This window comes from Geoglobus sp., from assembly GCF_054018175.1.
This window is the reverse complement of record NZ_JBPLZQ010000110.1, coordinates 1-22,572: the sequence shown is the minus strand read 5'-3', so window position 1 is coordinate 22,572 and position 22,572 is coordinate 1. Positions and strand designations below refer to the sequence as shown.

Genomic DNA, 22,572 nt, shown 5'->3' with positions numbered 1-22,572 from the left:
ATGCTGGAGAACAACTTTCTGCTGAGTGACGAGATAGCGGAGCTGAGAGAGGAGGTAAAGAAGTTCGTGAGCTCAGTGGATCCCGAGCTTTTGAGGAAGATGGACAGGGACGAGGTGGACTATCCGTTCGAGTTCGTGAGAGAGGCGGGCAGGAAAGGTCTCCTCGGGCTGAGGTTTCCGGAAGAATACGGCGGTAGAGGGCTCACGTGGCTCGCCGAGAGCGTTGCAGTTGAGGAGGTTGGGGTGCTCGGAAACGGGATTGCTTGCTCGTACTCCATGGTCAGCATTGTCGGCGAGGCGATATACCGCTTCGGTCAGGAGTGGCAGAAGGAGGAGTTCCTGAAGCCAATAATAGAGGGCAAGAAGATCTCCGCAGAGGGTCTGACCGAGCCCAGAGGTGGGAGCGACTTCTTCGGCACAACCACGAGGGCCGAGAAGAAGGGAAACAGGTGGATACTGAACGGTGTGAAGAGGTTCATAGCCGGTGGAAAGGTCGCTGACTTCTACCTGATTTACGCGAGAACCGACCCGAACGCCCCCGGGCACAGGGCTCTGACCGCATTCCTCGTTGAGAGGGACATGGGGGTGGAGGTGGAGGACCTGCACAACCTCATGGGGTTCAGGGGCATGGGAACGGCAAGAATAGCCTTCAACAACCTGGAGGTGCCGGACGAGTACAGGATTGGAGAGGTAAACGGAGCCAGAAAGATATTCAACAGGATGATGATTCCCGAGAGGCTCACGTCTGCTGCAGGCGCTGTTGGGCTCGCGAGAGCTGCGATAGAGGTTGCGATGAAGTACTCGACTAAGAGGAAGGCGTTTGGCAGGAAGATAAGGGAGTTTCAGGGCGTGAGCTTTCGAGTTGCCGAAAGCGTGGCGAAGCTTGATGCAGCGAGAGCGCTGGTTTACACCGCTGCAAGGGCAGTTGACGAATACGATGCAGGAAAAAGCCAGATGGATCCCAGAAGGCTCGTGAGCGAGGCGAAGTACCTCGCAACAGAGTTCGGGTGGGAGATAGTCAATCACGCGATGCAGATCCTGGGCGGGATAGGGTACACTCAGGTCTATCCCGTGGAGAGGATGCTGAGGGACATGCGCCTCGCCCCGATATGGACTGGCAGCAACGAGATCATGAAGCTCCTCATACAGCACGAGGCCTACAAGATGCTGAACCTCCCTTCAAGCGACAGGGACTATGAAAGAGACGCGATGGACTGGTACAAGGAGTTCGAAAAAGTTTATGAGTGAGGTTTTCGGGTTTCCTCAGCCACCCCTTTTTTCAACATCCTCGTCCCTCGGCAGCATGAAGGCGAAGAGCATAGCGATCAGGATTACGGCTGTGAGGAATGCAAAGTAAACTTTCGCGCTGTAGATGAAGAAGGTCGCGAGAAACATGAGTGCCACCGATATTGCTCTGCTGACAAGCCCAACAAAGCCTGCTGCGCTACCGTGAACCTCCTTCTCGTGAAATCTGCCTATCCAGTCCATGATTATTGGATATGCGGGGAGCATCAGGAAACCGGCGATGGTGAGGAATGCGAAGAGAAGAACTGAGCTCAGGGAGATTGCCAGAATTGCGAAGAGCAGGGCTATCACTGGCACTATGGTTCTCAGGTACATTGTTCTCGCGTTCATTTTCGAGATTCTGCTCGGAATGAACGCCACGCCAATCAGACCCGCTACTATCGACACCGCCACCGCGTCCCCGGCTACGCTCTCGAGACCTGCGGACCTGAGAGCCGGTTGAAGCCACGTGGCGAGGTTGTCGAAAGCGGCCACCCCAAGCCCGAGAAGGGTGCCGATCACCCAGAGGTCCCTCCTCCTGAGGACGGTGCCCAGGCCCACTTTCACTCCGATAGCGGAAATCTCCGGGAGTGCTGAAATGCTCGCGATCATCATCACTGCACCCGCCGTGGAGATGGCTGCTGCTGGAATCGAGAGGAGCTTGATTCCGCCAGCCTGATACAGCTCAACTCCCGCGATCAGGGCAAAGATGGTGCCGAGGTACATCGAGAGGCTGAAGACGGAAACGAGGAGTGCCCTCCTGCTCTCGTCAATTCTCGTGGCGAGAGGGACGAATGCGTTAAGCAAGAAGGGCTGACCTATGGCCCCGAAGAGCTGGCATGCGAGGAGCCAGTAGTAGGAGTGGAGATTCAGAAGTCTTCCCGCCCCGGCGAGGAACGTCAGAAACGTGCCGAAGAGAAGCCAGAGCCTGAAGTTTCTGTCCAGCAGAATGCCTGAAGGGACTGTGAGAAGCAGGAAAAAGAGCGGGTAGGTGACGGCCAGATAGCCCACAAGCTCCACTGACGTGCCGAGTTCTCCCGCAACGTGAGTCACGACGGGCGAGAAGGTTGCCCACACGGCCTGAGAGGCAAAGACTGTCAGGATGAATCCCGCGATGAGGGCGGGCCCCCTCAACTGTACCACCCTACAACTATCTGCTTCACGATCTCCTCGGCCACCTCTGGAGGTACGCCCTCGAGGAGCACGGGAACGATGCTCGAGTCGATCCTGCCATCCTCGAAGTCCCTGAGGATGGATGAGAATTCTCCTCTCTGAGCGAGCTCAATCATGCTTTCGAGGCTTATTCCGCTCTTCACGCTAACGCATTTACCTGCATCTTTCAGAAACTCGTCCGCCACGCTGTCGTGGACTGGTGAGAGGGTCAGGTGAATGTTTGGAGGGACGCCGTAGTCTGCAAGCCCCTTCTGGAGGTGGAAGTGCCAGCCCCTCTCCCTCATGGCCGTGACGAAGCCGAGCAGGTCGACATCCTCGCTGGACATCGCGAGAACCGTGGACTCGACCGGGGCTATCGGCTCGAACCCGAGGTTCCTGAGGCCACCCAGCATCTTCCTCCTCGCCGAGAGTATCCTCCTCGCGAGCTCAAGGTAGCCATCCACTCCGAGGTGTTTCGTCACAGAAAATGCCGCAGCAAGAGGTCCCACGGACCTCGTGGACAGCACGGCTGTGTTCACGAATATGTAACCCGGAGAAGTCACGTCCACGTACATGGAGTGCTTCTTTAGCTCCTCGTTTCTGAAGAGCACCACGGAGGCACCCTTTGGAGAGTAACCGTACTTGTGGGCGTCCATTGAAATAGAAGTGACGCCATCAACTCTGAAGTCGAATCTCGGGACTTTCTCTCCGAGCTTCTCGAAGAAGGGCAGCGCGAATCCACCGAGACATGCGTCCACGTGAAGCAAAGTGCCCGAGTCCAGTGAGAGGTCGGCCACATCCTCAACCGGATCTACAGTGCCGTAGGGCCAGTTTGGTGCAGACAGAGCAATCAGGGCCGTATTCCTGCCAACCGCCTCCTTCAGCTCCTCCACGTCAGCTTTCCTCTCCCCATCTATCCCCACCCTCCTCACCTTCAGCCCGAGGTAGTGGGCGGCCTTGTAGAATGATGGGTGAATCGTTACCGGCACCACGATCTCGGGGACCTCAGAGCTCCCGTGCCTTTTCCTGAAGTAATCCCTCGCGGCCTTGACCGCGAGCATTATGCTCTCCGTCCCTCCGTAGGTGTAGCTTCCAACCACGCCTTCTCCAGCGTTCATAAGCCTCTTGCAGAAAGAGACGAGCTCTTTCTCGAAGTATATCGCGCTCCTGAAGACGGTGAAGTCCAGTATGTTTTTATCGTAGAACCTGAGCAGCGCCTCCCTGGCGACTCTCTTGAGCTCATCGTCGCCGGTTTCGTATACGTAGGCAAACAGCCTGCCCGTATAGGGGTTGAGGTCCTGCTTCTCAATCTCTGCAAGAAGTTCGAGAACGTGTGTCATGAAAAATGCTGATAAATTTAGGATAAAAGGTTTGTCCAGATGGGTGTGCATTCCTGCGCATAACTCTTGAAGACCGCATGTTCAGGCCCATGGTGGAGCGGACCAGAACCAGTAAGGCTTCAAAATCCCGGAAAGCAAAAAAGTGAAAAAACAGCGTCCAGGAGGTTAAAAACACGGTGCGAGGTGAGGGATCGGTTGAGGGTGAGGTGTCACGGAAACAGCGGCGGATAGTCCAAGCCCGCCCTCTCATCCAGCCCGAACATCACATTCATGTTCTGCACGGCCTGACCGCTCGCCCCCTTCACCAGGTTGTCTATTGCAGACACGACAACGACTCTGTCCCTCCCCCTGTTCAGCGAAATGTCCACGAAGTTGCTGCCCCTGACGTGGCTCAGCCTCACGCTCTTCTGCATCCTGACGAAGTAACAGCCATCGTAGAAACTCCTGTAAACCCCCTCAAGCTCCTCCTGCTCGAGCTCCCCCCTGAGGAAGACGTGGGCGTTTGTCAGTATCCCCCTCGAACCCGGGAACACCTGTGGCGTGAAGGATATGCGGATGTCCTCCTGAAACCTCCTGAGCTCCTGCTCCATCTCGTAGTAGTGCCTGTGCTCGGTGATCTTGTAGGGCACTATGGCCTCGTGGAGGTTCGGGTAGTGTGTGAACTCCGTCGGACTCGCTCCGGCCCCGGTTATACCGCTCTTAGAGTCGAAAATTACCCTCTCAACGAGCTCGAGCTCCGCAAGGGGGGCGACTGCAAGTATCGCACCAGTGGGGTAGCACCCGGGGTTTGCGACGAGTTTGGCGTCCCTTATCTCGTCTCTGTGGAGCTCTGTAAGACCGTAAACCGCCTCGATGTACGCCTCGTGCTCCCTCCCGTAAACCTCCTCGTACTTCTCCCTCGAAAGCCTGTAGTCTGCGGAGAGGTCGATGACCCTGACTCCCGCATCATACAGCTCCGGTACGTACCTCATCGCCTCTCCGTGAGGGACCGCTGTGAAAACGACGTCGCACTCTGAAAATACCTCAAAGTCCGGCTCCACGAACTCGAGGTCATAAAAACCTTTGAGGTGAGGGTGAACCTCCCACACTTTCCTCCCCTTCTCCTTCCTCGAGCTGACAGCCACCACCTCAGCCTCCGGATGCTTTGCGAGTATCCTGAGGAGCTCCGATCCGGTGTAGCCAGTACCTCCGATTATTCCCGCCTCGATCATTCCTCTCACCCCCTCTCGAATTTTCTCAGCCCCATTATGGATCGAAGGGCGAGCTCCTTCTCGTGCGCCACGTGCTCGACCATGTCCCTGTAAACCAGCTCCTTTATGTACCTCACGGAGGGTCCGTCAAGCTTTTCTGCCAGCTCCTTCGCATCATCAAGCGTCCCGAACCTCGACACGATCCCGAGGTCAAAAGCTTCCTTAGCATCAAACCTCTCCGCAGAAAAGAGGAGTTCAAGTGCTCTCTTAAGACCCACCGTTCTCGGAAGGAGGTACGAGACACCCATGTCGGGAGCGATTCCGAGCTTCGCAAAGCCCGTAGAGAAAACGGCGTTTTCCTCAGCCACTATCGCATCACACGCGAGGGCGATGCTGAAGCCCGCACCAAGAGCATAGCCCTTAACGAACGCCACAACTGGCCTTGGATAGCGGCATATGTCGAGGATGAAACTGTTCGCGAGATCTGCAAACTCGAGGATCTCGCTCCTGCTCGCAACTCCGACGTAGTTAACATCTATTCCGGAGCAGAAGCTCGGCTCCCCGTAGATAACCACCGGATTCTCACAGGACTTGAACTGCTCGTAAACGTCCTTCAGGTGGTCGAGGTTGAGAGCGTTGTGCTTCTCCGGCCTGCTGAATGTGACGACGTCAACAGCCATGCAGGCTGTTGGCAGGGAGAATAGAAAAAGTTTTGTCTTTCAGACGTACCTCGAATAAATCGTAGGGAAGAGCTCGTACCTGCCTGGCAGTGCGAGGGCGGCGTTGTACTCCTCCATGAAGTTCGCGTCGGTGCTCAGGTCGAAGTACGTCATGAGCTTTGCCATCGTCTAGGCAAGCTGCCTCTTCTTCCTGGACGTCAGGGCGAGGTATGCTCCGGCGAGAGATCCGTTCCCTATCTGCCTGACCTCGGCATTCGGAAGCTCGGGGAAAAGCCCGATGATCACAGCGTTCTCGAAGTTTATGTAGTAACCGAAGCCCCCTGCGATGTAAAACCTGTCAACGTCCGCGGGGGTTATGCCGGCCTTCCTTATCAGCACCGCAATTCCAGCACAAACCGCAGCTTTCGACTTTATCAGCGTGTCTATGTCGTTCTGGGTGAGGACAATGTCCTCCCCCGTTTCCGTCTCATCTCCCTCAACGACCACGAACTCGTAGCCGTCCTCGCCCCTCCTGACCCTCGGGTGCTTAGTGTCGAGGTTTCCCTGAAAGTCCACGATTCCGTTTTTGAGCAGTTCCGCCAGCAGGTCTATGAGCCCGCTGCCGCATATGCTCCTGGGTTTCTTGCTGCCAATGACCGTGTACCTCACCTCTCCATCCACAATCTCCACGTGATCTATCGCCCCCTCCACAGCTCTGCTGCCGTGCTTTATCTCATACCCCTCAAACGCCGGGCCACTTGCAACGCTCGTGGATATCGCCCATCCCTCACTGCCCAGCACGATCTCCCCGTTAGTGCCGAGATCGACCATCAGCGATAGGTAGGGAGAGTCGACCACGCCGCTCGCGAGGACGTCCCCCACTATGTCTCCCCCAACGTACCTGCCAACCGGCGGCAGTGCGAAGACCTGCGCATTCTCGTTTACCCTGAGCCCGAGTTTTGAGGCTGGGGCTGTGTACCCCCTCTTCTCCACCCTCACGTTCGATGATCTGAAGAGGTAGTTGATGTCCATGCCGAGGAAAAAGTGAGTCATCAGGGTGTTTCCCGCCGCAACGACATCGTATATCCTCTCGGGAGACGAGTATCCCTCAAGCAGCCTGTCAATCAGCTTGTTTACTGACTCCACCACGGCCTTCTGCAGTATCTCCAGCCCGTCCTTTCTGCTGAAGACGAACTCAACTCTGGACAACACCTCCTCACCGTAAATTATCTGACCGTTGTAGTCCGAGGCTATGTTCACCACACTTCCAGAGTTCAGATCAACGAGAGCCGTGACGAGGGTGGTCGTGCCTATGTCTATCGCCAGCCCGTAGAACTCGTTCCTCGTATCCCCCTCCTCAACCGCGATCACCTCATTACCCCTCAGAACGAGCGTCAGATCGCCGTCCTCAACGTCGGGAGAGCAGGACAGACGGTAACCCTTACCCGAGATTACCTCAGGGAGAAAGGCGTCAGCGTAAAACTCCTTTCTGACGTCGGGCTGGAGCTCACTTCCCTAGACGATGAAGTCATTCAGAATCTGCTGCTTTTCGAGCCTCGACTCAAGAGGGATGTACACCTCCGCATCGCTCATTAAGTAGGTCTGACATGCAAGTACGACTCCTTTCTCCCTCTCCTTTCTGGAAACGAACTTCTCGTGCGGTTCAGGGTTAATCTCGTACTCCCCGTTCCTGACTATGACCCTGCATTTCCCGCAGCTTCCCTTGCCACCGCACAGGCTCCTTATACCTTCACCAACACTCTGAGCAATTTCGAGAATGGATTTTCCCTTTTCAGCCTCCGCTCTCTTTCCTGAAGGAAGAAAAACGACCTTTACCATCAAACAGAGAAATCCGCAAAAATTATTTATTAATTTTCCCGAAAAGGATAGTATGGGAATTGCAATAATTTATAATAAAGATATGGCGTCAGAGTGGTTTGGTGCGTCAAAGAGGTTTTTCGGCTTTAGAGAGAGGCACATCTCCTCAGAAATCACACCTGACGATTACATTCTCAGGTTCCACACCCCGGAGTACCTCGAGAAGGTCAGGAACACCCCTTTCTTCAGGCCGGCTTACGAGTCCATAAAGTGCGTGCTCAGGTCCGCGGATGAGGTGGAGGAGCACGACGTCGTGATAGTTCCGACGGTCGGCACGGGCCACCACGCAGAAAAGGACAGGTGGAGGGGATACAGCTTCTTCAACGACCTGGCGATACTGATCGAGAAGCTGAAGGAAAATGGGTACGAAAAGATAGCAGTCCTCGAAACCGACACTCACCACAGCGAGTCCTACAGGGTCTGCGACGCCAGGTTCTTCTGCATTTCCGGAGAGAACAAGTGCAGAGACGTGGTGGACATGAAGTGCAGGATTTCCCGCAGCACAGAGCCGGATGAATACCTGAGCAGATTTGCCGAGGTTGTCGAAGGAATAGCTAAGGCGAAACCTGACGTGGTTGTGTGGTACCTCGGCCAGGACCTGCACGTCAGGGAGTACTCCGAGGGGAACCTTGATGGGCGCGCTCTGGAGGAGATGATAAGGGCTTTCCTCTCTATCCCCGGTAAGAAAATAGTCCTGCTGAGCTCGGGGTCGAGAGAGGACGTTTTCGAGGAAATAATTTCCTCGTTCAAGAAGTACTGCTGACCCACAGTTTTTTACAGCCCCGCAACAAACCAACAGATTTATAACGAGAAGCTTCTCATTTTTGAGAAGATGATCGATGCACTCAAGAAGCTCGCACTGATGAACGCCACAAGGAAGGTCGTCAAGCTGAGCTCAAAGGAGTTCGCCGAAAAGATAGATCAGAGCCTTCAGACTGCTGCGAGGAAGCTGAAGGAGCTTGAAGACAACGGACTAATTGAGAGAATACTCGACAAGGACGGGCAGTACATAGTGATAACCGAGAAGGGAAAGGAGCTGCTCTACAGGGAGTACCTCGACCTGAAGAAGATTTTCGAGGGGGAGGACAAGGTGTGCATAAAGGGAAAGGTCGTCAGCGGAGTCGGTGAGGGCAAGTACTATGTCAGCCTCGACGGCTACAGGAAGCAGTTCGAGGAGAAGCTCGGCTTCACGCCCTTTCCGGGAACTCTGAACCTCAAGATCCCAAAGGAGCAGATGTACTTCAGGAGAATGCTGGACGAGGAAGATGGAATTCTCATCGAGGGGTTCAGGACCGAAGACAGAACGTTTGGCGAGGTCAAGGCCTTCAGATGCAGGATCGACGGAGTCGAGGGGGCTGTTATAATGCCGAAGAGGACACACTACAGCAAGGACGTGCTCGAGGTTATCGCCCCAATCAGCCTGCGGGACAGGCTGGGGCTTGATGATGGTGACGAGGTTGAGGTTGAGGTGCTGCTATGATTGAGGAGGCGATGAAAGCATTCAGGAAGGGGGCGCCCGTTCTGATCTACGACTTCGACGACAGGGAGGGCGAGACGGACATAGCCATCCCCGCTGTCAGCGTCGAGCCCGAGGACGTTGCGATGATGAGAACGGACGGTGGAGGACTCATCTGCGTGTCAATCCCATTCAGCGCGGCGGAAAAGCTTGGACTCCCGTTCATGCACGACATACTGAGCTTTGCGGCCCGAAAATTTCCTCAGCTCGAGGGAATTGCGCATTTCGACATAAGCTACGACTCCCGCTCATCTTTCAGCCTCTGGGTAAACCACCGCGACACGTACACGGGCATAACCGACGTGGACAGGAGCCTGACGATAAGGAAGGTCGGGGAGGCTGTTGAGAGTGTTCTGAGCGGTGAAGACTTCGACTTCGGCAGGGAGTTCAGGAGCCCGGGGCACGTGGCGATTCTGAAAGCCTCTCAGAGACTCGTGTACGAAAGGGTTGGACAGACAGAGCTGAGCATAGCCATAGCGGAGCTCGCTGGCATCACTCCGGCCGTTGCAATATGCGAGATGCTCGACGAGAAGAGCGGGAAGGCGCTGTCGAAGGAGGACGCTATGAAGTACGCGGCCGAATACGACATCCCCTTCGTGGAAGGTAAAGAGGTCGTGGATTACTACAAAAAGAGGTCTGGAGAGGTGAAAATAAGAGTCTAAACCTTTCCTTTCAGCAGCTCCCTTCCCTTTTCAACGACTATGCTGACCGGAGTCGGCATCTTCTGCCCTGCTCTCTTCAAAGCCTCTTTCGCAACCTCAAAGTGCTCCGGTTTCGTCCAGATGCTCATTATCCTCGTCCCCGGTCTCACCCTTGCAGCAAGCCCCACCGGCTTTCCGAAGGCCTTCCTCATACCCTGCGAAATTCTGTCCGCTCCTGCACCTGTGGCCATCCTGTGCTCCCTCAGAACGTGGTGCGGGTAAATCCTGACCTTGAGGAAGTAGTTGCTCGAACCAGCCCTCCTTGCGATGTACTTGTTGGCAGCAATTCTCGCAGCTTCCAGGGCAGTGTCCCTTACCTGAACAGCCTCTTTTGCGACAAGGGTGAGCATGACGGGGAATTCAGCCTTCTTATTGCCCATCTCGAACTGTCTGAGCCTTGTACCCGGTGCACCGTCAATGTACTCCTTCCTGGTGTAGGGCCTCTCGAGTCTCCTCCACATCCTCGCTGGTTTCCTCGCCATAGTGGTGAGGGTAGTGGAAGGGTATTTAAGTTTAACCTGAATGTGTAAAACCGGATGTCCCAGGATTTAAAGGAATCTTGAAGGGGTGAACACCCTCAATCCATCTACCATCTATACCCACCAGAATTATTCTTCGGAGAATAGTTACATAATGAACGCTGTAACTGCATCAACCGGGTCAAACCCCTTTCACAGCGATTGCAGAAATCATCAGCGGAAACCTCCTCCTGATCTCAAGTTTCTCGGCATTTTCAAGACTTTCAAAAAGCGACCTGAACCTATCGAAACTCAGACCGTGCCCTATAAATCCCTCCTTTCTCGCATCCAGAATGTAAAGCACACCTCCTGACTTCACCATCCTCCACAGATTCTTCAGCCCCTTTTCCGGATTGTTCCAGTGATGCAGGGAGAAGGTGGAATAAACCACGTCAAACTCGCCGAAGTAATCGCTCTCCACATCTCCAGTCCTGAATTGCACATTAACGCCCGTGTTTCTCGCCCTTTCCCTTGCAATCGCTATCATATCTTCAGAGAGGTCAAAGGCTGTAACATTCACCCCAAGCTCCTTCGCAACCCTCACGGCGAGAATTCCGGGCCCGCAGCCAGCTTCCAGATATTTTCCTTTCACCCCCAGCCTCTTCAGATCCCTGATCGCATGCCAGTAGAGAATCGACGATACCCTGCTAACAGCCTTATCGTACCTCCTCGCACCCTCACCTTCAAATTCTTCGAACTTTTCGAGAATGCCCATTGAAAGAAGAAATTCGTGAATGGATAAATTACTTTTGAAGAGGTTCATCCACCGCATTTACTGTAAAGGGTAATGTTCTTCCTAAGGACTTCTCCATTTTGGAGTAGTTCATAAGCCGTTTGCGGGGAAATTACCCTCACGTATCCAGCATATTCCAGCTTCCTCCATACCTTTACAGGGTCGACGACCGCTCCGTTTTCCCCGATGAACACTGCATCTCTCCACCCGACCCAACAACCAGAGATCGTTGTTGATAGAGGGTTCTGTACAGGAGAGTTTTGGAAAGACACGGTTTTAGTTACAGACACGAGACCTTTGGAACAAGAAATGCGGTAAAAGGGTTCTTCTCTCTGATGATGACCAGACTGAGAAGATCTTTAACACAATTTCCTTCAGGACTTCCTTCGAATCTGTTCAGAGCTGGCCGGAGAGTTCTGCCATGCCGTATAATCCGAAGAGGTGGTTTTTCCGACAGTCCCTTCAACCACATCGCAAGTATTAAATACACTCCCCCTCATGCCGCATCTATGGCAAGATTCCCAGAGGCTGAAGCAAGACTCTTCAACGTCAAGATATGCATGAGGTGCAACGCAAGGAATCCCATAAAGGCCAAGGTCTGCAGAAAGTGCGGATACAAGGGTTTGAGGCCAAAGTCAAAGGAGAGGAGAGGGAAGTAATCATATCCTGTTTTCTTTAACATACTCGTATATCCCCTTTATCGTGTTCCCGATGAAGTAGTTCTCTCTGCTCCTGACATCCTCATCGAGCTTTTCGTAGTTCGCAAACCTTGCATCTCGCCCGAGCAGCTCCTTTACAACGCCATCCCTAACACTCTCGAAATTTTCGCCGGTCGTGCAGCAGATTGCATCCGTAACAGCATCAACCCACATCATGAGCTGCTTTTCAGCATATCTCGCCACGTCCCGGCTGCTATCATGAAGTCCAAAGTGGCCGAAGCAGACTCTCAGGTCTCCCAGCTCTTTCAGCTTCCTGATCGAGTCGTTGGCAACCTCGTATATGAACTTCGGTGGCGTGGCTGGCCGCTGGTATATTTCGTCCTTTATCGCGTGGAAGACCCCAAGAGCCTCGCCCGCGAACAGGTAATCCTCTATGACGTAGCTCTGATGATGTACTGAATGCCCGGGGGTTGGGATGATTTCAATCCCGTCAGGAGACTCGGTAAACCTCGATTCATCAACGGGGGTTATCTCCCCGTACGCTCTTGCGATGTCCCCGAGCACCTTGAGGCTTCCCATCCAAAGCCTATCCGGATTTATCAGATGTTCCCTGCCCCTATCACTGACCAAAACCTTGGCCGTGTCAAAGTGCCTCAAAAACTCCCCCACTCCCCCGGCATGGTCTATGTGTATGTGCGTGAGAAGGACGTAATCCACCCGCCTGATTCCGATTTCGTGGAGTGACTTCACGAGCACATCAACCGTGCTCTTCGGGCCCGGATCAACCACGGCAACGAAGTCCCCCAGGTAAACCCACGAGCTTATGAAGTTTCTGAAACCCCGGATCTTCTGCGGAAGGTCAATCAGAAAAAGATTGTCTCTGAACCTGTAAATGTTCATGGGTAGAGTGGAGAATCAAACTTTGAAAAGCTTTGTGATTTTATCACCTCATGAGAAACAGTAATAAGCCAGTTCGCTCCAAGGAGATTTGTGGACGTGAGAGTAACTAAGAGTGATGTGCATGGAAAAGTTCGGGCCCCACCCTCAAAGAGCTACACCCACAGGGCCTTTTTCGCCTCCTCGCTTTCAAAGAGGAGCGTGGTGAAAAATCCTCTGTTAGCAGGTGACACGCTCTCTACCCTGCGGTCCTGCGTTAAAATGGGGGCGGCAGTTTCGAAGAAGGCCGGAAACATCTACTTCAGGGGGACTGAGGAGATAAAGTCCGGATACTACAACGCTGAGAACTCCGGCACGACCCTCAGAATACTCATGTCCCTGCTCAGCACGAGTGGAAGGTTGTCGATACTCGATGGGGATGAATCTCTCCGAAAAAGGCCCAACACCGAGCTCGCCCGCGCAATCGAATCCCTCGGTGCAGAGATACGGGGCGGCAATGATTTTACAGCTCCCCTGAAAGTGAGGGGCCCGATCCGGGGAGGGGAGGTCAGGATCTCCGCGGCAAGCTCGCAGTTCATCACGTCGCTTCTCTTTGCACTGCCCCTGCTTGAAGATGAATCGGCAATAATAGTTGAGAGCGTGAAATCGAGACCGTACATAGACATAACGGTGGATGTTCTCGAGAGGAGCGGGGTTAAGGTAGAATGTGAGGGTCACGTTTATCACATATACCCGTCCGAATTTGATCTGAGAGAATTCACGGTTCCTCCGGACTTCTCATCGCTCAGCTACATCATATCCGCCGGACTGCTCGCCGGAAGAGTGGAGGTGGAGGGCGTTGTTGACTCAAGGCAGGGCGATCGCAGGTTCATCGAGGTCGTCAGATCGATGGGAGGAAGGGTTTCCTGGAGGGGTGACAGGGTCACGGCCGAGAGGTCTGAACTTGAGGGAATAGAGTTCGACGCCCGTGACACACCTGACCTCGTTCCCACGATAGCCGTGCTTGCCGCAACTGCGAGAGGCGAGAGTGTGATCTACAACGCAGAACACCTGAGGATAAAGGAGACTGACAGGATAAGGACTGTGGTCGAAAACCTGAGGGCTCTTGGAGTTCACGCAAGAGAGAGGAGGGACGGCATTGTCATTCGGGGAGGTAGCGTGGGCAGAGGAGTGGTTGACAGCTTTGGCGACCACAGAATAGCCATGGCTTTCTCGCTCCTCGGCCTTATTGGGGACGTGACAGTTAAGAATGCCGAGTGTGTTGGCATCTCATACCCCTCATTTTTCAGAGACCTGGCAAAAATTGGTGCGAGGGTTGAAGTGGTATGACTGGCAGCTCTTTTGGAAAGGTTTTCAGGGTCACGACCTTTGGCGAGAGCCACGGAACAGCCGTGGGATGCGTTGTGGATGGATGCCCTGCTGGAATAGAGCTCAGCGAGGAAGACATCAATCGCGAGCTGATGAGGAGGAGACCCGGGGGAAGGTTTGCCTCGCCGAGGAGGGAAAGGGACGAGGCGAGGATACTCTCGGGAGTCTTCGAAGGTGTCACTCTTGGAACGCCCATCGCGATCGTTGTCGAGAACAGAGACGTCGATTCGAAGTCGTACGAGAGCATAAAGGATCTCGCAAGACCGGGGCATGCGGACTACACGTACTTCGCCAAGTTCGGGATCAGGGACTGGAGAGGCGGGGGAAGGGCATCGGGCAGAGAGACAGTCGGGAGAGTCGCTGCCGGAGCTGTTGCAAAGAAGGTCCTCTCCAAGTTCGGGGTGCGCATTTACGGATTTTCTCGGGAGATAGCCGGGGTCAGAGCGGAGGTCGAGGGAGACATCGAGGAGATCTTCGAAAGAGCGGAAAAGAGCGAGATCCGGTTTCCAGATGCAGAAAGGGAGAGAGAGGCCATAGCACGAATAGAGGATGCAAGGAAGGAGGGTGACAGCGTTGGAGGTATCGCGGAGGTTGTGGTCAGGGGCGTACCCGCAGGAGTTGGTGAGCCGGTCTTCATGAAGACCGACGCTTATCTCGCGTACGCCCTGATGAGCATTCCCGCCGTCAAAGGAGTCGAGATAGGAGCGGGATTTGACGCTGCGAGAGTGCTCGGCAGTGAGATGAACGACGAGATGTATGCTGAGAAGGGGCGCATGGGTTTCCACTCCAACAACGCGGGAGGAGTTCTCGGAGGGATAACCACCGGTCAGGACATCGTAATCAGGGTTGCGATCAAACCAACTCCGAGCATATCGAAGAAGCAGAGAACCGTGAACCTGAAGAGCCTCGAGAACGTTGAGATAAGTGTCAGGGGAAGACACGACCCGTGCATAGTTCCAAGGGCCGTTGTGGTGTGCGAGGCGATGGTGGCGATAGCCTTGCTCGACCTGATGATGATGCAGGGCATTGTGCCGAGGTTCTTCGGCTAATATGCCTTCCAGACCTCTTCAATCAGCTTCAGGTGTCTGTCCTTCTCTTTTGACAGGAACTCCAGACACGGAATGACCTTCTCGGCAATCCCCTTTTCTATCGAACCCTCTATTTCAGCTCTCTTCACGTCCTCGAGCAGGTACCGGTAGTAGTCCCTCAGAACTACCTTCACTTTCCTCAGGATTGCCGCTTTCTCCGCGTAGAACATCTCCTCGAAGTTGTACTTCCCGTGGGCCGATGGCTCGGGGACCCTGCCGCCCTTGAGCACCTTGAGGCACTCAATGAGCCTCGACTTGTGGCACTCAGCATCTCTCAGCAGGTTGTACAGTATTTTCCTGCCTCCCTCGTCATCCTCTGTCATAAAGAGTTTCAGCAGCGTGTTTACGTTTATCTCCTCCATATTTATTGCCTTCTCAATCAGGCGAGCAAGTACCGCCTCGTTTATGTAAACCCCACTCCCGGACATACAAAATATGCATTGATTTCTGGTAATATAAATAGTTTACTTCACCCATTTCCAGCACCTTGCAACCTTTTCATACGCTATGTGATATAAAAAAGATAGAAATAAAGGAATCTTTAAATTTTACTGCCACGATTTGGTTTTCTGCCAAAGCCGGAAATCCGGATCCGCACAGAGGACCTACAGTAATGCCTCAGCTAAAAAACTGTCAAAAAATCCGGTTTTAGTCTGTACGATCGCAGAATTTACCATACATAGTAAAACAGAAAGTACACGGTTGCCGTGCTTGCAATCAGGAACGGAACGGACATTCTGTGGTAGACTCTGAGAAATTCCGCACCCCCGGTAATCCTGTAGGTTATCAGGTTCGCAAATGACGCCAGCAGAACGCCGTTCCCACCGATGTTCACTCCAACGGCGATGGCGGCATAGTCTCTGCTGGATCCCAACATTATGACTGCGGCTGGAACGTTGCTGACGAACTGCGAGAGGACGACAGACGAAATAAACGCTCCTGCCCCGGTGAGGTCGGCGGTGAAGGCAACTGCGTCCGTCAGCACTCCCAGATCCACGAACATTAAGGCAAACAAGGCCACCAGAGCCCAGTCGGCGGATGTCAGGGAACGCCTGTGGAAGAGGGCGTAAATGGCAACGACGACCAGAACAAACCAGTAAGCTCTGAATTCAAGAGCGAGTACAAGCACCGTGAGCATCGCCACCGAGCAGACTGCGAGAGCTGTGTTGGTTTCGTGAAGTCTCCCGCGAGCGATGATTTTCCGTGAGGATGTTGTAGCCAGAATCAGGACCAGAAGTATTCCTGCCTGCACGATGACAACTTTCAGCATATTATCGACAAACCTCAAAAAGGATACCCCCCACAGATGCCATATCAGGATGTTCTGGGGGTTTCCGATGGGGGTCAGGGTTGAGCCAACGTTTGCAGAAATTGTTTCAAGCACAACTGCCCTTTTCACGTCAAGCACCTCTCCAAGAGTTAGCGTTAGGGGCACCACAACCAGTATGGCCGCGTCGTTTGTCACTACAGATCCGAGAGCAGCGGAGAGCATGCAGAGCTTTATCACGAGCTCCCTTTCGGTAGAAGATCTGTCGACCATCACCTCCGCGAGTCTTGAGAGGTACCCGCTTTCCCTCAAACCCGAGGTGACCACAAGGAGTCCGGCGAGACTTATGACTGTTCTCCACTCCACATACTCCGGATACGTCGGAATTCTGTCAGGATACATCACGCTCAGGACAACCAGCATCGCTGCGAATATCGCGAGGGGGGCGTTTCTGCCACGGAGGTTCACCACAGTGGGAGGTATCAACGGGATAAATCCTTTGCGCCGTACGGCAATGCCAGAAAATAGTGAAGCGAAAACAAAGGAGATCAGTGCTCCGGCCGGGATTTGAACCCGGGTCGCCGGCTCGAAAGGCCGGAATGATTGGCCGGGCTACACCACCGGAGCCCAATCATAGCCAGTTCAAATTCAGTTTATAATACTTTTGCCCTGCCGACAACTGCAAAGCTCCTTGAAGGCCAACGGATGCCTGAAAACTTATAAAGAATTGAAAGCAAATGAGAATCTGGTGGTAACGTGAGCGAGGCAAAAGAGATTGTGATAAAGATGTGCGAGCTCCAGAACAGCTCGGAGGATATAAAGAAGGAGCTCGCTGGCTGGAGCGGGGTGGTTCAGTACAGACTTGGCGACGAGGAGTTCTACGTCGTGTACAACGAGGACGGGTCGTGCGAATTCGGCGAAGGTGTGCACGAGTCGCCCAAGTTTACGGTCATAGCTCCCCCCGACTACTGGGCGTCCGTGCTCAAAGGGCAGGAAGACCCGATAATGGGATTCATGATGCAGAAATACAGGATTGAGGGCAACATAATGGAGGCTCAGAGGCTTGCCGGAATCCTGAAGAAGTTTGCCGGGAAGCTATAACTATTTTTTGACAGAAAACATAATGATTGAACGTTTTAATTTTGAAAACCCCCTTATAACGGTTTCTATTTGAGAACACGACGATCAGAATGAGTCTTCGCGGAAAAACCGAAAGTTTTATACATTTTTTCAACTATAATCAAACATGCTGGCTGAAAATCTTCTAACCGACGAACAGAAGGCAATTAAGGAAGCGGCGAGAGAATTTGCCGAGAAAGAGTTTCCGAATTATTCTGAGGAATGTGACAGGGAGGAGAAGTTCCCGTTTGAGCTGTGGAAGAAGGCTGCCGAGCTTGGGTTCATCGGCATGAGCATTCCCGAGGAGTATGGCGGACAGGGAATGGGGATCCTGGACACCTGTCTCGTCGTGGAGGAGTTCTGGAGGGTTGACGGCGGGCTTGGAATGATAATGGCCTCCACGTTTGGCTCGGAGCAGATTCTGATGTTCGGCAGCGAGGAGCAGAAGAAGAAGTACCTGCCGCCCCTGGCCCAGGGCAAGGCGATTTGCGCGGCATGCTACACCGAACCCGTAGCAGGTAGCGATGTCGCTGGAATAAAGACGAGGGCTGACAGGGATGGGGACGAGTACGTGATAAACGGAACCAAGATGTTCATCACAAACGGTACCATCGCCGACTACTACATAGTCCTCGCCAGAACGGATCCAAACCCGCCGAAGAGGCACCTTGGCATGAGCGTTTTCCTCGTGGAGAGGGACACTCCGGGAGTTGAGGCGAAGAAGCTCACCAACAAGCTCGGAATAAGGGCGATTGATACTGCGGAGTTTGTGTTCAAGAATGTGAGGGTGCCGAAGGAGAATCTCATCGGTCAGGAAGGTCAGGGCTTTTACCAGACCATGATGTTCTTCAACGTAACAAGGATACCGGTTGCATTTCAGGCTGTGGGTCTTGCAACCGGAGCTTTTGAGCTCGCTTTCAACTACGCAAAGAACAGGGAACTCTTCGAGAGGAAACTGATTGACTTCCAGGCAACCCAGGAGAAGCTTGCCAGGATGAGGACCGAGCTTGAAGCTGCAAGACTGCTGGCATATCAGGCTGCATACTTCCAGGACAAGGTGGGCATGCCCGATCCGGGGCTGACGGCGATGGCGAAATATTATACTGCGAGAGTTGCCCAGGACATCGTTCACGAAGCCCTGCAGATTTACGGCGGTTACGGTTTCATGGGTGAGCAGGCGATATCGAGAATGTTCAGGGATGCGAGAATTCTTGAAATCTACGAGGGAACGAGAGAAGTTGAGCTGGAGGTCATCGCGAGGTCTCTGACAGGAAAGGTCCCATCTGTGCTTGGAAACGTGAGAAAGCACCCGTTCATGTAATCTCTTCCATTTTTTTGCTGAGAGCAATCCGTCACGCACGGTCGAGAGCTCTGCAGTGTTCAAATTCCACTGCACCGCCTCTTTTTCAGTAACACGCAGTAATAACATTTCCTAAGGATGAATAAGGCAATTGCGCGAAAAAGCGGAAACTTTTTTATCAATAATAATGAATGTTGGCAAAACATTTTACGGAAGGTGGTAGATTGAGGATGCACGAGTATCAGGCTAAACAGATTTTCAGACAGCACGGAATTCCAACGGCGAGAGGGGAGCTTGCCCTGAGTCCAGAACAGGTTAGGGAAATCGCGGAAAAGCTTGGAGGGAAAGTTGTGATCAAGTCGCAGGTTCTCGTTGGCGGAAGAGGGAAAGCTGGAGGGATAAAGCTGGCCAACAGCCCCGAAGAGGCTTACGAGCTTGCAGAGCAGATGTTCGGGATGGTCATTAAAGGGCACAGGGTTGAGAAGCTGTACGTGGAGGAGCAGCTTGAGATTGAAAGAGAGATATACGTGGGCTTCACGATTGACAGGGCGAGCAAGGGCTTTGCTCTGATTGTGAGCAGCGTGGGCGGGATGGATATTGAGGAGATAGCTGCGAAGCACCCTGACAGAATCGCGAGGGTTACCGTGGACCCAATCTACGGACTGTGGGACTACCAGATAAGGGAGGTCCTTTACAAATCCCGCATGCCGAGGGAGTACCACAGGGAGGTTACGAGGATAATAAAGGCACTCTACAGCATACTCGTCCACAATGAAGCAGAACTGACCGAGATCAACCCGCTTGTTATCACGAAAGACGGCAAGATTATAGCTGCGGATGCAAGGCTGAACATAGATGACAACGCACTCTACAGGCATCCAGAGCTGAAGGAGCTGAAGGATTACACGGAGGTGGATCAGACTGAGAGAATAGCCGAGGAAAAGGGCCTGAACTTCGTCAAGCTTGATGGCAACATTGGCGTGATAGCGAATGGTGCGGGTATGAGCATGGCGACGATGGATCTGATCTACCTAGAGGGCGGAAAACCGGCGAACTTTCTGGATGTCGGAGGTGGAGCGAGCAGTGAGGTTGTGAAAGAAGCGATGAGCATCATCCTGATGGATCAGAACGTGAAGGTCATCTTCATGAACATTTTTGGTGGAATCACAAGGTGCGACGAGGTTGCAAAGGGCCTGATCACGGCATTCTCTGAGATGGAGATTCCTGTGCCCGTCGTTCTCAGGCTTGCTGGCACCAACGAGGAGGAGGGCAGGAAGCTCATAGAGGAGTTCATAAGGGAGAAGGGCGTCGAGAGCATCTACCCCGTGGAGACAATGGAGGAAGGAGCCAGGAAGGCGGTTGAGCTTGCAAAGGGGGTGTGAATATGGCGATAATTATTGATGAAAACACGAAGGCGATAGTTCAGGGCATTACCGGCTCTCAGGGCAGGTTTCATGCGGAGAGGATGATTGCCTACGGAACAAAAATCGTTGGTGGTGTTACTCCCGGCAAGGGTGGAGGCGAAGTCCTTGGAGTTCCGGTCTTCGACACGGTTAAGGAGGCGGTTGAGGAGACCGGAGCGAATGCGAGTGTAATCTTCGTTCCAGCAGCCTTTGCCGGAGATGCGATAATGGAGGCAGTTGATGCTGGAGTTGAGGTTATTGTTGCCATAACTGAGGGAATTCCCGTTTACGATGAGCTGAAGGTTTACAGGAAGGTTAAGGCTGAGGGCAGGATTCTCATCGGCCCCAACTGCCCCGGAGTGATGAGCGTCGGGAAATCTCACCTCGGCATAATGCCGCCCCAGATATTCAGCGAGGGCAACGTTGGAATAGTCTCGAGAAGCGGGACCCTGACTTACCAGGTCGCGTACAACCTTACGAAGCTTGGAATCGGCCAGTCAACGGTCGTTGGCATAGGAGGGGACAGAATAATCGGCACAAGCTTCGTCGAAGTGCTTGAGATGTTCGAGAACGATGATCAGACGGATCTTGTTGTGCTCATTGGGGAGATTGGAGGTACGGATGAGGAAGAGGCTGCAAAGTTCATCGAAAAGCGCATGTCCAAGCCAGTTGTTGGCTACATAGCGGGCATAACTGCCCCTCCGGGCAAGAGGATGGGTCATGCTGGAGCGATAATTGAAGGTGGCAGGGGAACCGCAGAGTCGAAGATTAAAGCGTTAAACGAGGTTGGAGTGGAAGTCGGCAGAACGCCAATGGAGGTTGCCGAAATCGTGAAAAGAACGCTGAAGGGATGATTATGGAGGTAATCAAACACGATATAGTTATAATCGGTGCAGGTCTTGCCGGCCTCAGGGCAGCGATTGCTGCGGCTGAGAAGAGCAAAGAGGTCAGCATAGCCCTGATCTCCAAAACCTACCCGATAAGGTGCCACTCTGTCTGCGCTGAAGGTGGAACTGCAGCAGTTCTGAGAGAGGATGAGGGAGATAGCTTCGACCTGCATGGCTGGGATACCGTTAAGGGAGCAGACTTCCTGGCTGATCAGGATGCAGTCGAATTCTTCGTAAGGGAGATTCCAAAGGAAATCCTCAGGCTGGACAACTGGGGCTGCCCCTGGAGCAGGAGGGAAGATGGAAAGATTGCCCAGAGAGCTTTCGGAGGGCAGAGCTTCAACAGGACTGTTTTTGCTGCAGACAGAACGGGCTTTCATGAGGTGCACACCCTATATGAGCGAAGCCTGATGTATCCCAACATCGTCCGCTATGATGAATACTTCGTCACCAATCTGTTTATTGAGGATAACGCAGTCAAGGGCATTTCTGCAATCCACCTCAAGACGGGTGAGCTGGTGTTCTTCAACGCGAAGGCCGTGATTCTCGCAACGGGTGGTGCAGGAAGGCTCTACGGCTTCACGACCTACAGCCACCAGGTCACCGGAGACGGGCTTGCCATTGCATACAGAGCAGGAGTTCCCCTGAAGGACATGGAATTCGTGCAATTCCATCCAACCGGACTGATTCCGTCCGGAATATTGATGACCGAGGCGTGCAGGGGTGAGGGAGGTTACCTGAGGAACAGGAACGACGAGAGGTTCATGGAAAAATACGCGCCGGAGAGAATGGAGCTCGCCCCAAGGGATGTTGTCGCAAGGGCGATGTGGACGGAAATCATCGAGGGAAGGGGCTTTGAGGGTCCGTATGGCCCATACATCGCTCTGGACTTGACTCACCTCGGCGAGGAGAAGATCGAGGAGCGCCTACCTTTGATACGAGACGCTGCAAGGAAGTTTGCCGGAATTGATCCGGTGGAGGAGCCCATTCCAGTCAAGCCTGTCGCACATTACACGATGGGTGGAATTCATACAAACATGTGGACTGAAACGCCCGTCAGAGGACTTTACGCGGCAGGAGAGGTTGCGGCGGTGAGCATTCACGGCGCCAACAGACTTGGCAGCAACTCGACGGCAGAATGCTTGGTTTTCGGCAGGGTCGCAGGGGAGAAGGCGGTGGAATTCGTGAAGGGGAAGAGGTTCTCGGAGATAACGAGAGATGAGATGCTCGCAGAGGAAAAGAGACTATTCGACGAGTTCCTTGGCAGGAGCGGAGACGAAAATCCATACGAGATCAAAAAGGAGCTGAACGGGGTAATGGACAGGCACTTCTGGATATTCAGGACTGGTGAGGAAATGAAGGAGGGAATAAAGAAGATTCAGGAGCTGAAGAGGAGGTATGGGAATATCGAGATTGTGGACAAGAAGAGGGGCTTCAACACAGATTTAATGCAGGCCATGGAGATCGGCTTCATGCTCGATCTGGCTGAGACTGTTGCTGTTGGAGCCTACGCAAGAACTGAGAGCAGGGGGGCGCACTACAGGCTCGACTATCCGAAGAGGGATGATGAGAACTGGCTGAAGCACACACTCGCATACTACACCCCTGAAGGG

The 22,572-nt window shown here is 53.5% G+C and carries 25 protein-coding genes and 1 tRNA gene; 12 read left to right on the top strand and 14 right to left on the bottom strand.

All coding sequences use genetic code 11. The annotated features are described in order from the left end of the window. Nucleotides 1-1,248: an acyl-CoA dehydrogenase family protein gene (locus ACXJJC_RS08590; protein ID WP_456371021.1), complete on the top strand. Its 1,248-nt coding sequence runs from the start codon at nucleotides 1-3 to the stop codon at nucleotides 1,246-1,248. 15 nt (nucleotides 1,249-1,263) lie between these two features. Here the strand turns inward: ACXJJC_RS08590 and ACXJJC_RS08585 are convergent, their stop codons facing one another. From ACXJJC_RS08585 to ACXJJC_RS08555, 7 genes are all read right to left on the bottom strand, one after another. Then, the gene (locus ACXJJC_RS08585; RefSeq protein ID WP_456371019.1) at nucleotides 1,264-2,427 is read right to left on the bottom strand and encodes an MFS transporter; all 1,164 of its coding nucleotides are present in this window, start codon (nucleotides 2,425-2,427) and stop codon (nucleotides 1,264-1,266) included. After that, a complete protein-coding gene (locus tag ACXJJC_RS08580) occupies nucleotides 2,415-3,776 on the bottom strand; it encodes a pyridoxal phosphate-dependent decarboxylase family protein (protein ID WP_456371018.1) in 1,362 nt (453 codons plus the stop codon). The genes ACXJJC_RS08585 and ACXJJC_RS08580 overlap by 13 nt, the downstream gene beginning before the upstream one ends. 209 nt (nucleotides 3,777-3,985) lie before the next feature. Further along, entirely contained in the window at nucleotides 3,986-4,987 is a 1,002-nt protein-coding gene (argC, locus tag ACXJJC_RS08575; protein ID WP_456371016.1) for an N-acetyl-gamma-glutamyl-phosphate reductase, read from the bottom strand. A 5-nt stretch (nucleotides 4,988-4,992) separates the two neighbouring features. Further along, complete coding sequence (locus ACXJJC_RS08570; protein ID WP_456371014.1) at nucleotides 4,993-5,646, bottom strand: enoyl-CoA hydratase/isomerase family protein; 654 nt, start codon at nucleotides 5,644-5,646, stop codon at nucleotides 4,993-4,995. Between the two features lie 39 nt (nucleotides 5,647-5,685). Next, nucleotides 5,686-5,811, bottom strand: a complete 126-nt coding sequence (locus ACXJJC_RS08565) for a hypothetical protein (RefSeq protein WP_456371012.1) — start codon at nucleotides 5,809-5,811, stop codon at nucleotides 5,686-5,688. A 3-nt stretch (nucleotides 5,812-5,814) separates the two neighbouring features. After that, nucleotides 5,815-6,996 carry an ASKHA domain-containing protein gene (locus tag ACXJJC_RS08560; RefSeq protein ID WP_456371010.1) on the bottom strand — a complete coding sequence of 394 codons (1,182 nt, stop codon included), beginning with the start codon at nucleotides 6,994-6,996 and terminating at the stop codon, nucleotides 5,815-5,817. A gap of 144 nt (nucleotides 6,997-7,140) precedes the next feature. Continuing rightward, nucleotides 7,141-7,464, bottom strand: coding sequence for a 2Fe-2S iron-sulfur cluster-binding protein (locus ACXJJC_RS08555; RefSeq protein WP_456371008.1), 324 nt, complete (start codon nucleotides 7,462-7,464; stop codon nucleotides 7,141-7,143). Between the two features lie 82 nt (nucleotides 7,465-7,546). Here ACXJJC_RS08555 and ACXJJC_RS08550 point away from each other — a divergent pair, with 82 nt between their 5' ends. From ACXJJC_RS08550 to ribB, 3 genes are all read left to right on the top strand, one after another. Next, nucleotides 7,547-8,266 carry an arginase family protein gene (locus tag ACXJJC_RS08550; protein ID WP_456371006.1) on the top strand — a complete coding sequence of 240 codons (720 nt, stop codon included), beginning with the start codon at nucleotides 7,547-7,549 and terminating at the stop codon, nucleotides 8,264-8,266. 69 nt (nucleotides 8,267-8,335) lie between these two features. Further along, complete coding sequence (locus ACXJJC_RS08545; RefSeq protein ID WP_456371004.1) at nucleotides 8,336-8,983, top strand: winged helix-turn-helix domain-containing protein/riboflavin kinase; 648 nt, start codon at nucleotides 8,336-8,338, stop codon at nucleotides 8,981-8,983. Further along, a complete protein-coding gene (gene ribB, locus ACXJJC_RS08540) occupies nucleotides 8,980-9,681 on the top strand; it encodes a 3,4-dihydroxy-2-butanone-4-phosphate synthase (RefSeq protein ID WP_456371003.1) in 702 nt (233 codons plus the stop codon). The genes ACXJJC_RS08545 and ribB overlap by 4 nt, the downstream gene beginning before the upstream one ends. On the opposite strand, the gene rplJ is transcribed toward ribB, so the two are convergent. From rplJ to ACXJJC_RS08525, 3 genes are all read right to left on the bottom strand, one after another. Continuing rightward, on the bottom strand, nucleotides 9,678-10,202 hold the full coding sequence (gene rplJ / locus ACXJJC_RS08535) for a 50S ribosomal protein L16 (protein WP_456371001.1): 525 nt from the start codon (nucleotides 10,200-10,202) through the stop codon (nucleotides 9,678-9,680). The genes ribB and rplJ overlap by 4 nt on opposite strands. A gap of 178 nt (nucleotides 10,203-10,380) precedes the next feature. After that, the gene (locus tag ACXJJC_RS08530; protein WP_456371000.1) at nucleotides 10,381-10,953 is read right to left on the bottom strand and encodes a class I SAM-dependent methyltransferase; all 573 of its coding nucleotides are present in this window, start codon (nucleotides 10,951-10,953) and stop codon (nucleotides 10,381-10,383) included. 44 nt (nucleotides 10,954-10,997) lie between these two features. Beyond that, nucleotides 10,998-11,165: a hypothetical protein gene (locus ACXJJC_RS08525; RefSeq protein ID WP_456370998.1), complete on the bottom strand. Its 168-nt coding sequence runs from the start codon at nucleotides 11,163-11,165 to the stop codon at nucleotides 10,998-11,000. Nucleotides 11,166-11,480: 315 nt separating this feature from the next. Between ACXJJC_RS08525 and ACXJJC_RS08520 the strand changes: the two genes are divergently transcribed. Next, complete coding sequence (locus ACXJJC_RS08520; protein ID WP_048090177.1) at nucleotides 11,481-11,630, top strand: 50S ribosomal protein L40e; 150 nt, start codon at nucleotides 11,481-11,483, stop codon at nucleotides 11,628-11,630. Here the strand turns inward: ACXJJC_RS08520 and ACXJJC_RS08515 are convergent, their stop codons facing one another. Then, the gene (locus tag ACXJJC_RS08515; RefSeq protein WP_456370996.1) at nucleotides 11,631-12,530 is read right to left on the bottom strand and encodes an MBL fold metallo-hydrolase; all 900 of its coding nucleotides are present in this window, start codon (nucleotides 12,528-12,530) and stop codon (nucleotides 11,631-11,633) included. Nucleotides 12,531-12,620: 90 nt separating this feature from the next. Between ACXJJC_RS08515 and aroA the strand changes: the two genes are divergently transcribed. Next, the gene (gene aroA / locus ACXJJC_RS08510; protein ID WP_456370994.1) at nucleotides 12,621-13,856 is read left to right on the top strand and encodes a 3-phosphoshikimate 1-carboxyvinyltransferase; all 1,236 of its coding nucleotides are present in this window, start codon (nucleotides 12,621-12,623) and stop codon (nucleotides 13,854-13,856) included. Continuing rightward, nucleotides 13,853-14,944 (top strand): chorismate synthase, encoded by a 1,092-nt coding sequence (aroC, locus tag ACXJJC_RS08505; RefSeq protein WP_456370992.1) that lies wholly within the window; start codon nucleotides 13,853-13,855, stop codon nucleotides 14,942-14,944. The genes aroA and aroC overlap by 4 nt, the downstream gene beginning before the upstream one ends. Here the strand turns inward: aroC and ACXJJC_RS08500 are convergent. The 3 genes from ACXJJC_RS08500 to ACXJJC_RS08490 form a co-directional block, all read right to left on the bottom strand. Further along, the gene (locus ACXJJC_RS08500) at nucleotides 14,941-15,411 is read right to left on the bottom strand and encodes a hypothetical protein (protein ID WP_456370991.1); all 471 of its coding nucleotides are present in this window, start codon (nucleotides 15,409-15,411) and stop codon (nucleotides 14,941-14,943) included. The two genes, aroC and ACXJJC_RS08500, sit on opposite strands and share 4 nt — an antisense overlap. Before the next feature lie 242 nt (nucleotides 15,412-15,653). Continuing rightward, a complete protein-coding gene (locus ACXJJC_RS08495) occupies nucleotides 15,654-16,718 on the bottom strand; it encodes an SLC13 family permease (protein WP_456370989.1) in 1,065 nt (354 codons plus the stop codon). A gap of 84 nt (nucleotides 16,719-16,802) precedes the next feature. Continuing rightward, nucleotides 16,803-16,877 (bottom strand) — tRNA-Glu (locus ACXJJC_RS08490). 129 nt (nucleotides 16,878-17,006) lie between these two features. Between ACXJJC_RS08490 and ACXJJC_RS08485 the strand changes: the two genes are divergently transcribed. The 5 genes from ACXJJC_RS08485 to ACXJJC_RS08465 form a co-directional block, all read left to right on the top strand. After that, complete coding sequence (locus ACXJJC_RS08485) at nucleotides 17,007-17,351, top strand: SCP2 sterol-binding domain-containing protein (protein ID WP_456370988.1); 345 nt, start codon at nucleotides 17,007-17,009, stop codon at nucleotides 17,349-17,351. Between the two features lie 145 nt (nucleotides 17,352-17,496). Beyond that, nucleotides 17,497-18,690 carry an acyl-CoA dehydrogenase family protein gene (locus ACXJJC_RS08480; RefSeq protein ID WP_456370986.1) on the top strand — a complete coding sequence of 398 codons (1,194 nt, stop codon included), beginning with the start codon at nucleotides 17,497-17,499 and terminating at the stop codon, nucleotides 18,688-18,690. Nucleotides 18,691-18,893: 203 nt separating this feature from the next. Continuing rightward, nucleotides 18,894-20,051: an ADP-forming succinate--CoA ligase subunit beta gene (sucC, locus tag ACXJJC_RS08475; RefSeq protein ID WP_456370984.1), complete on the top strand. Its 1,158-nt coding sequence runs from the start codon at nucleotides 18,894-18,896 to the stop codon at nucleotides 20,049-20,051. A gap of 2 nt (nucleotides 20,052-20,053) precedes the next feature. Next, the gene (gene sucD / locus ACXJJC_RS08470) at nucleotides 20,054-20,926 is read left to right on the top strand and encodes a succinate--CoA ligase subunit alpha (RefSeq protein WP_456370983.1); all 873 of its coding nucleotides are present in this window, start codon (nucleotides 20,054-20,056) and stop codon (nucleotides 20,924-20,926) included. Between the two features lie 2 nt (nucleotides 20,927-20,928). Further along, nucleotides 20,929-22,572, top strand: a 1,644-nt coding sequence (locus ACXJJC_RS08465) for a succinate dehydrogenase/fumarate reductase flavoprotein subunit (RefSeq protein WP_456370981.1), incomplete at its 3' end; no start/stop codon positions are given.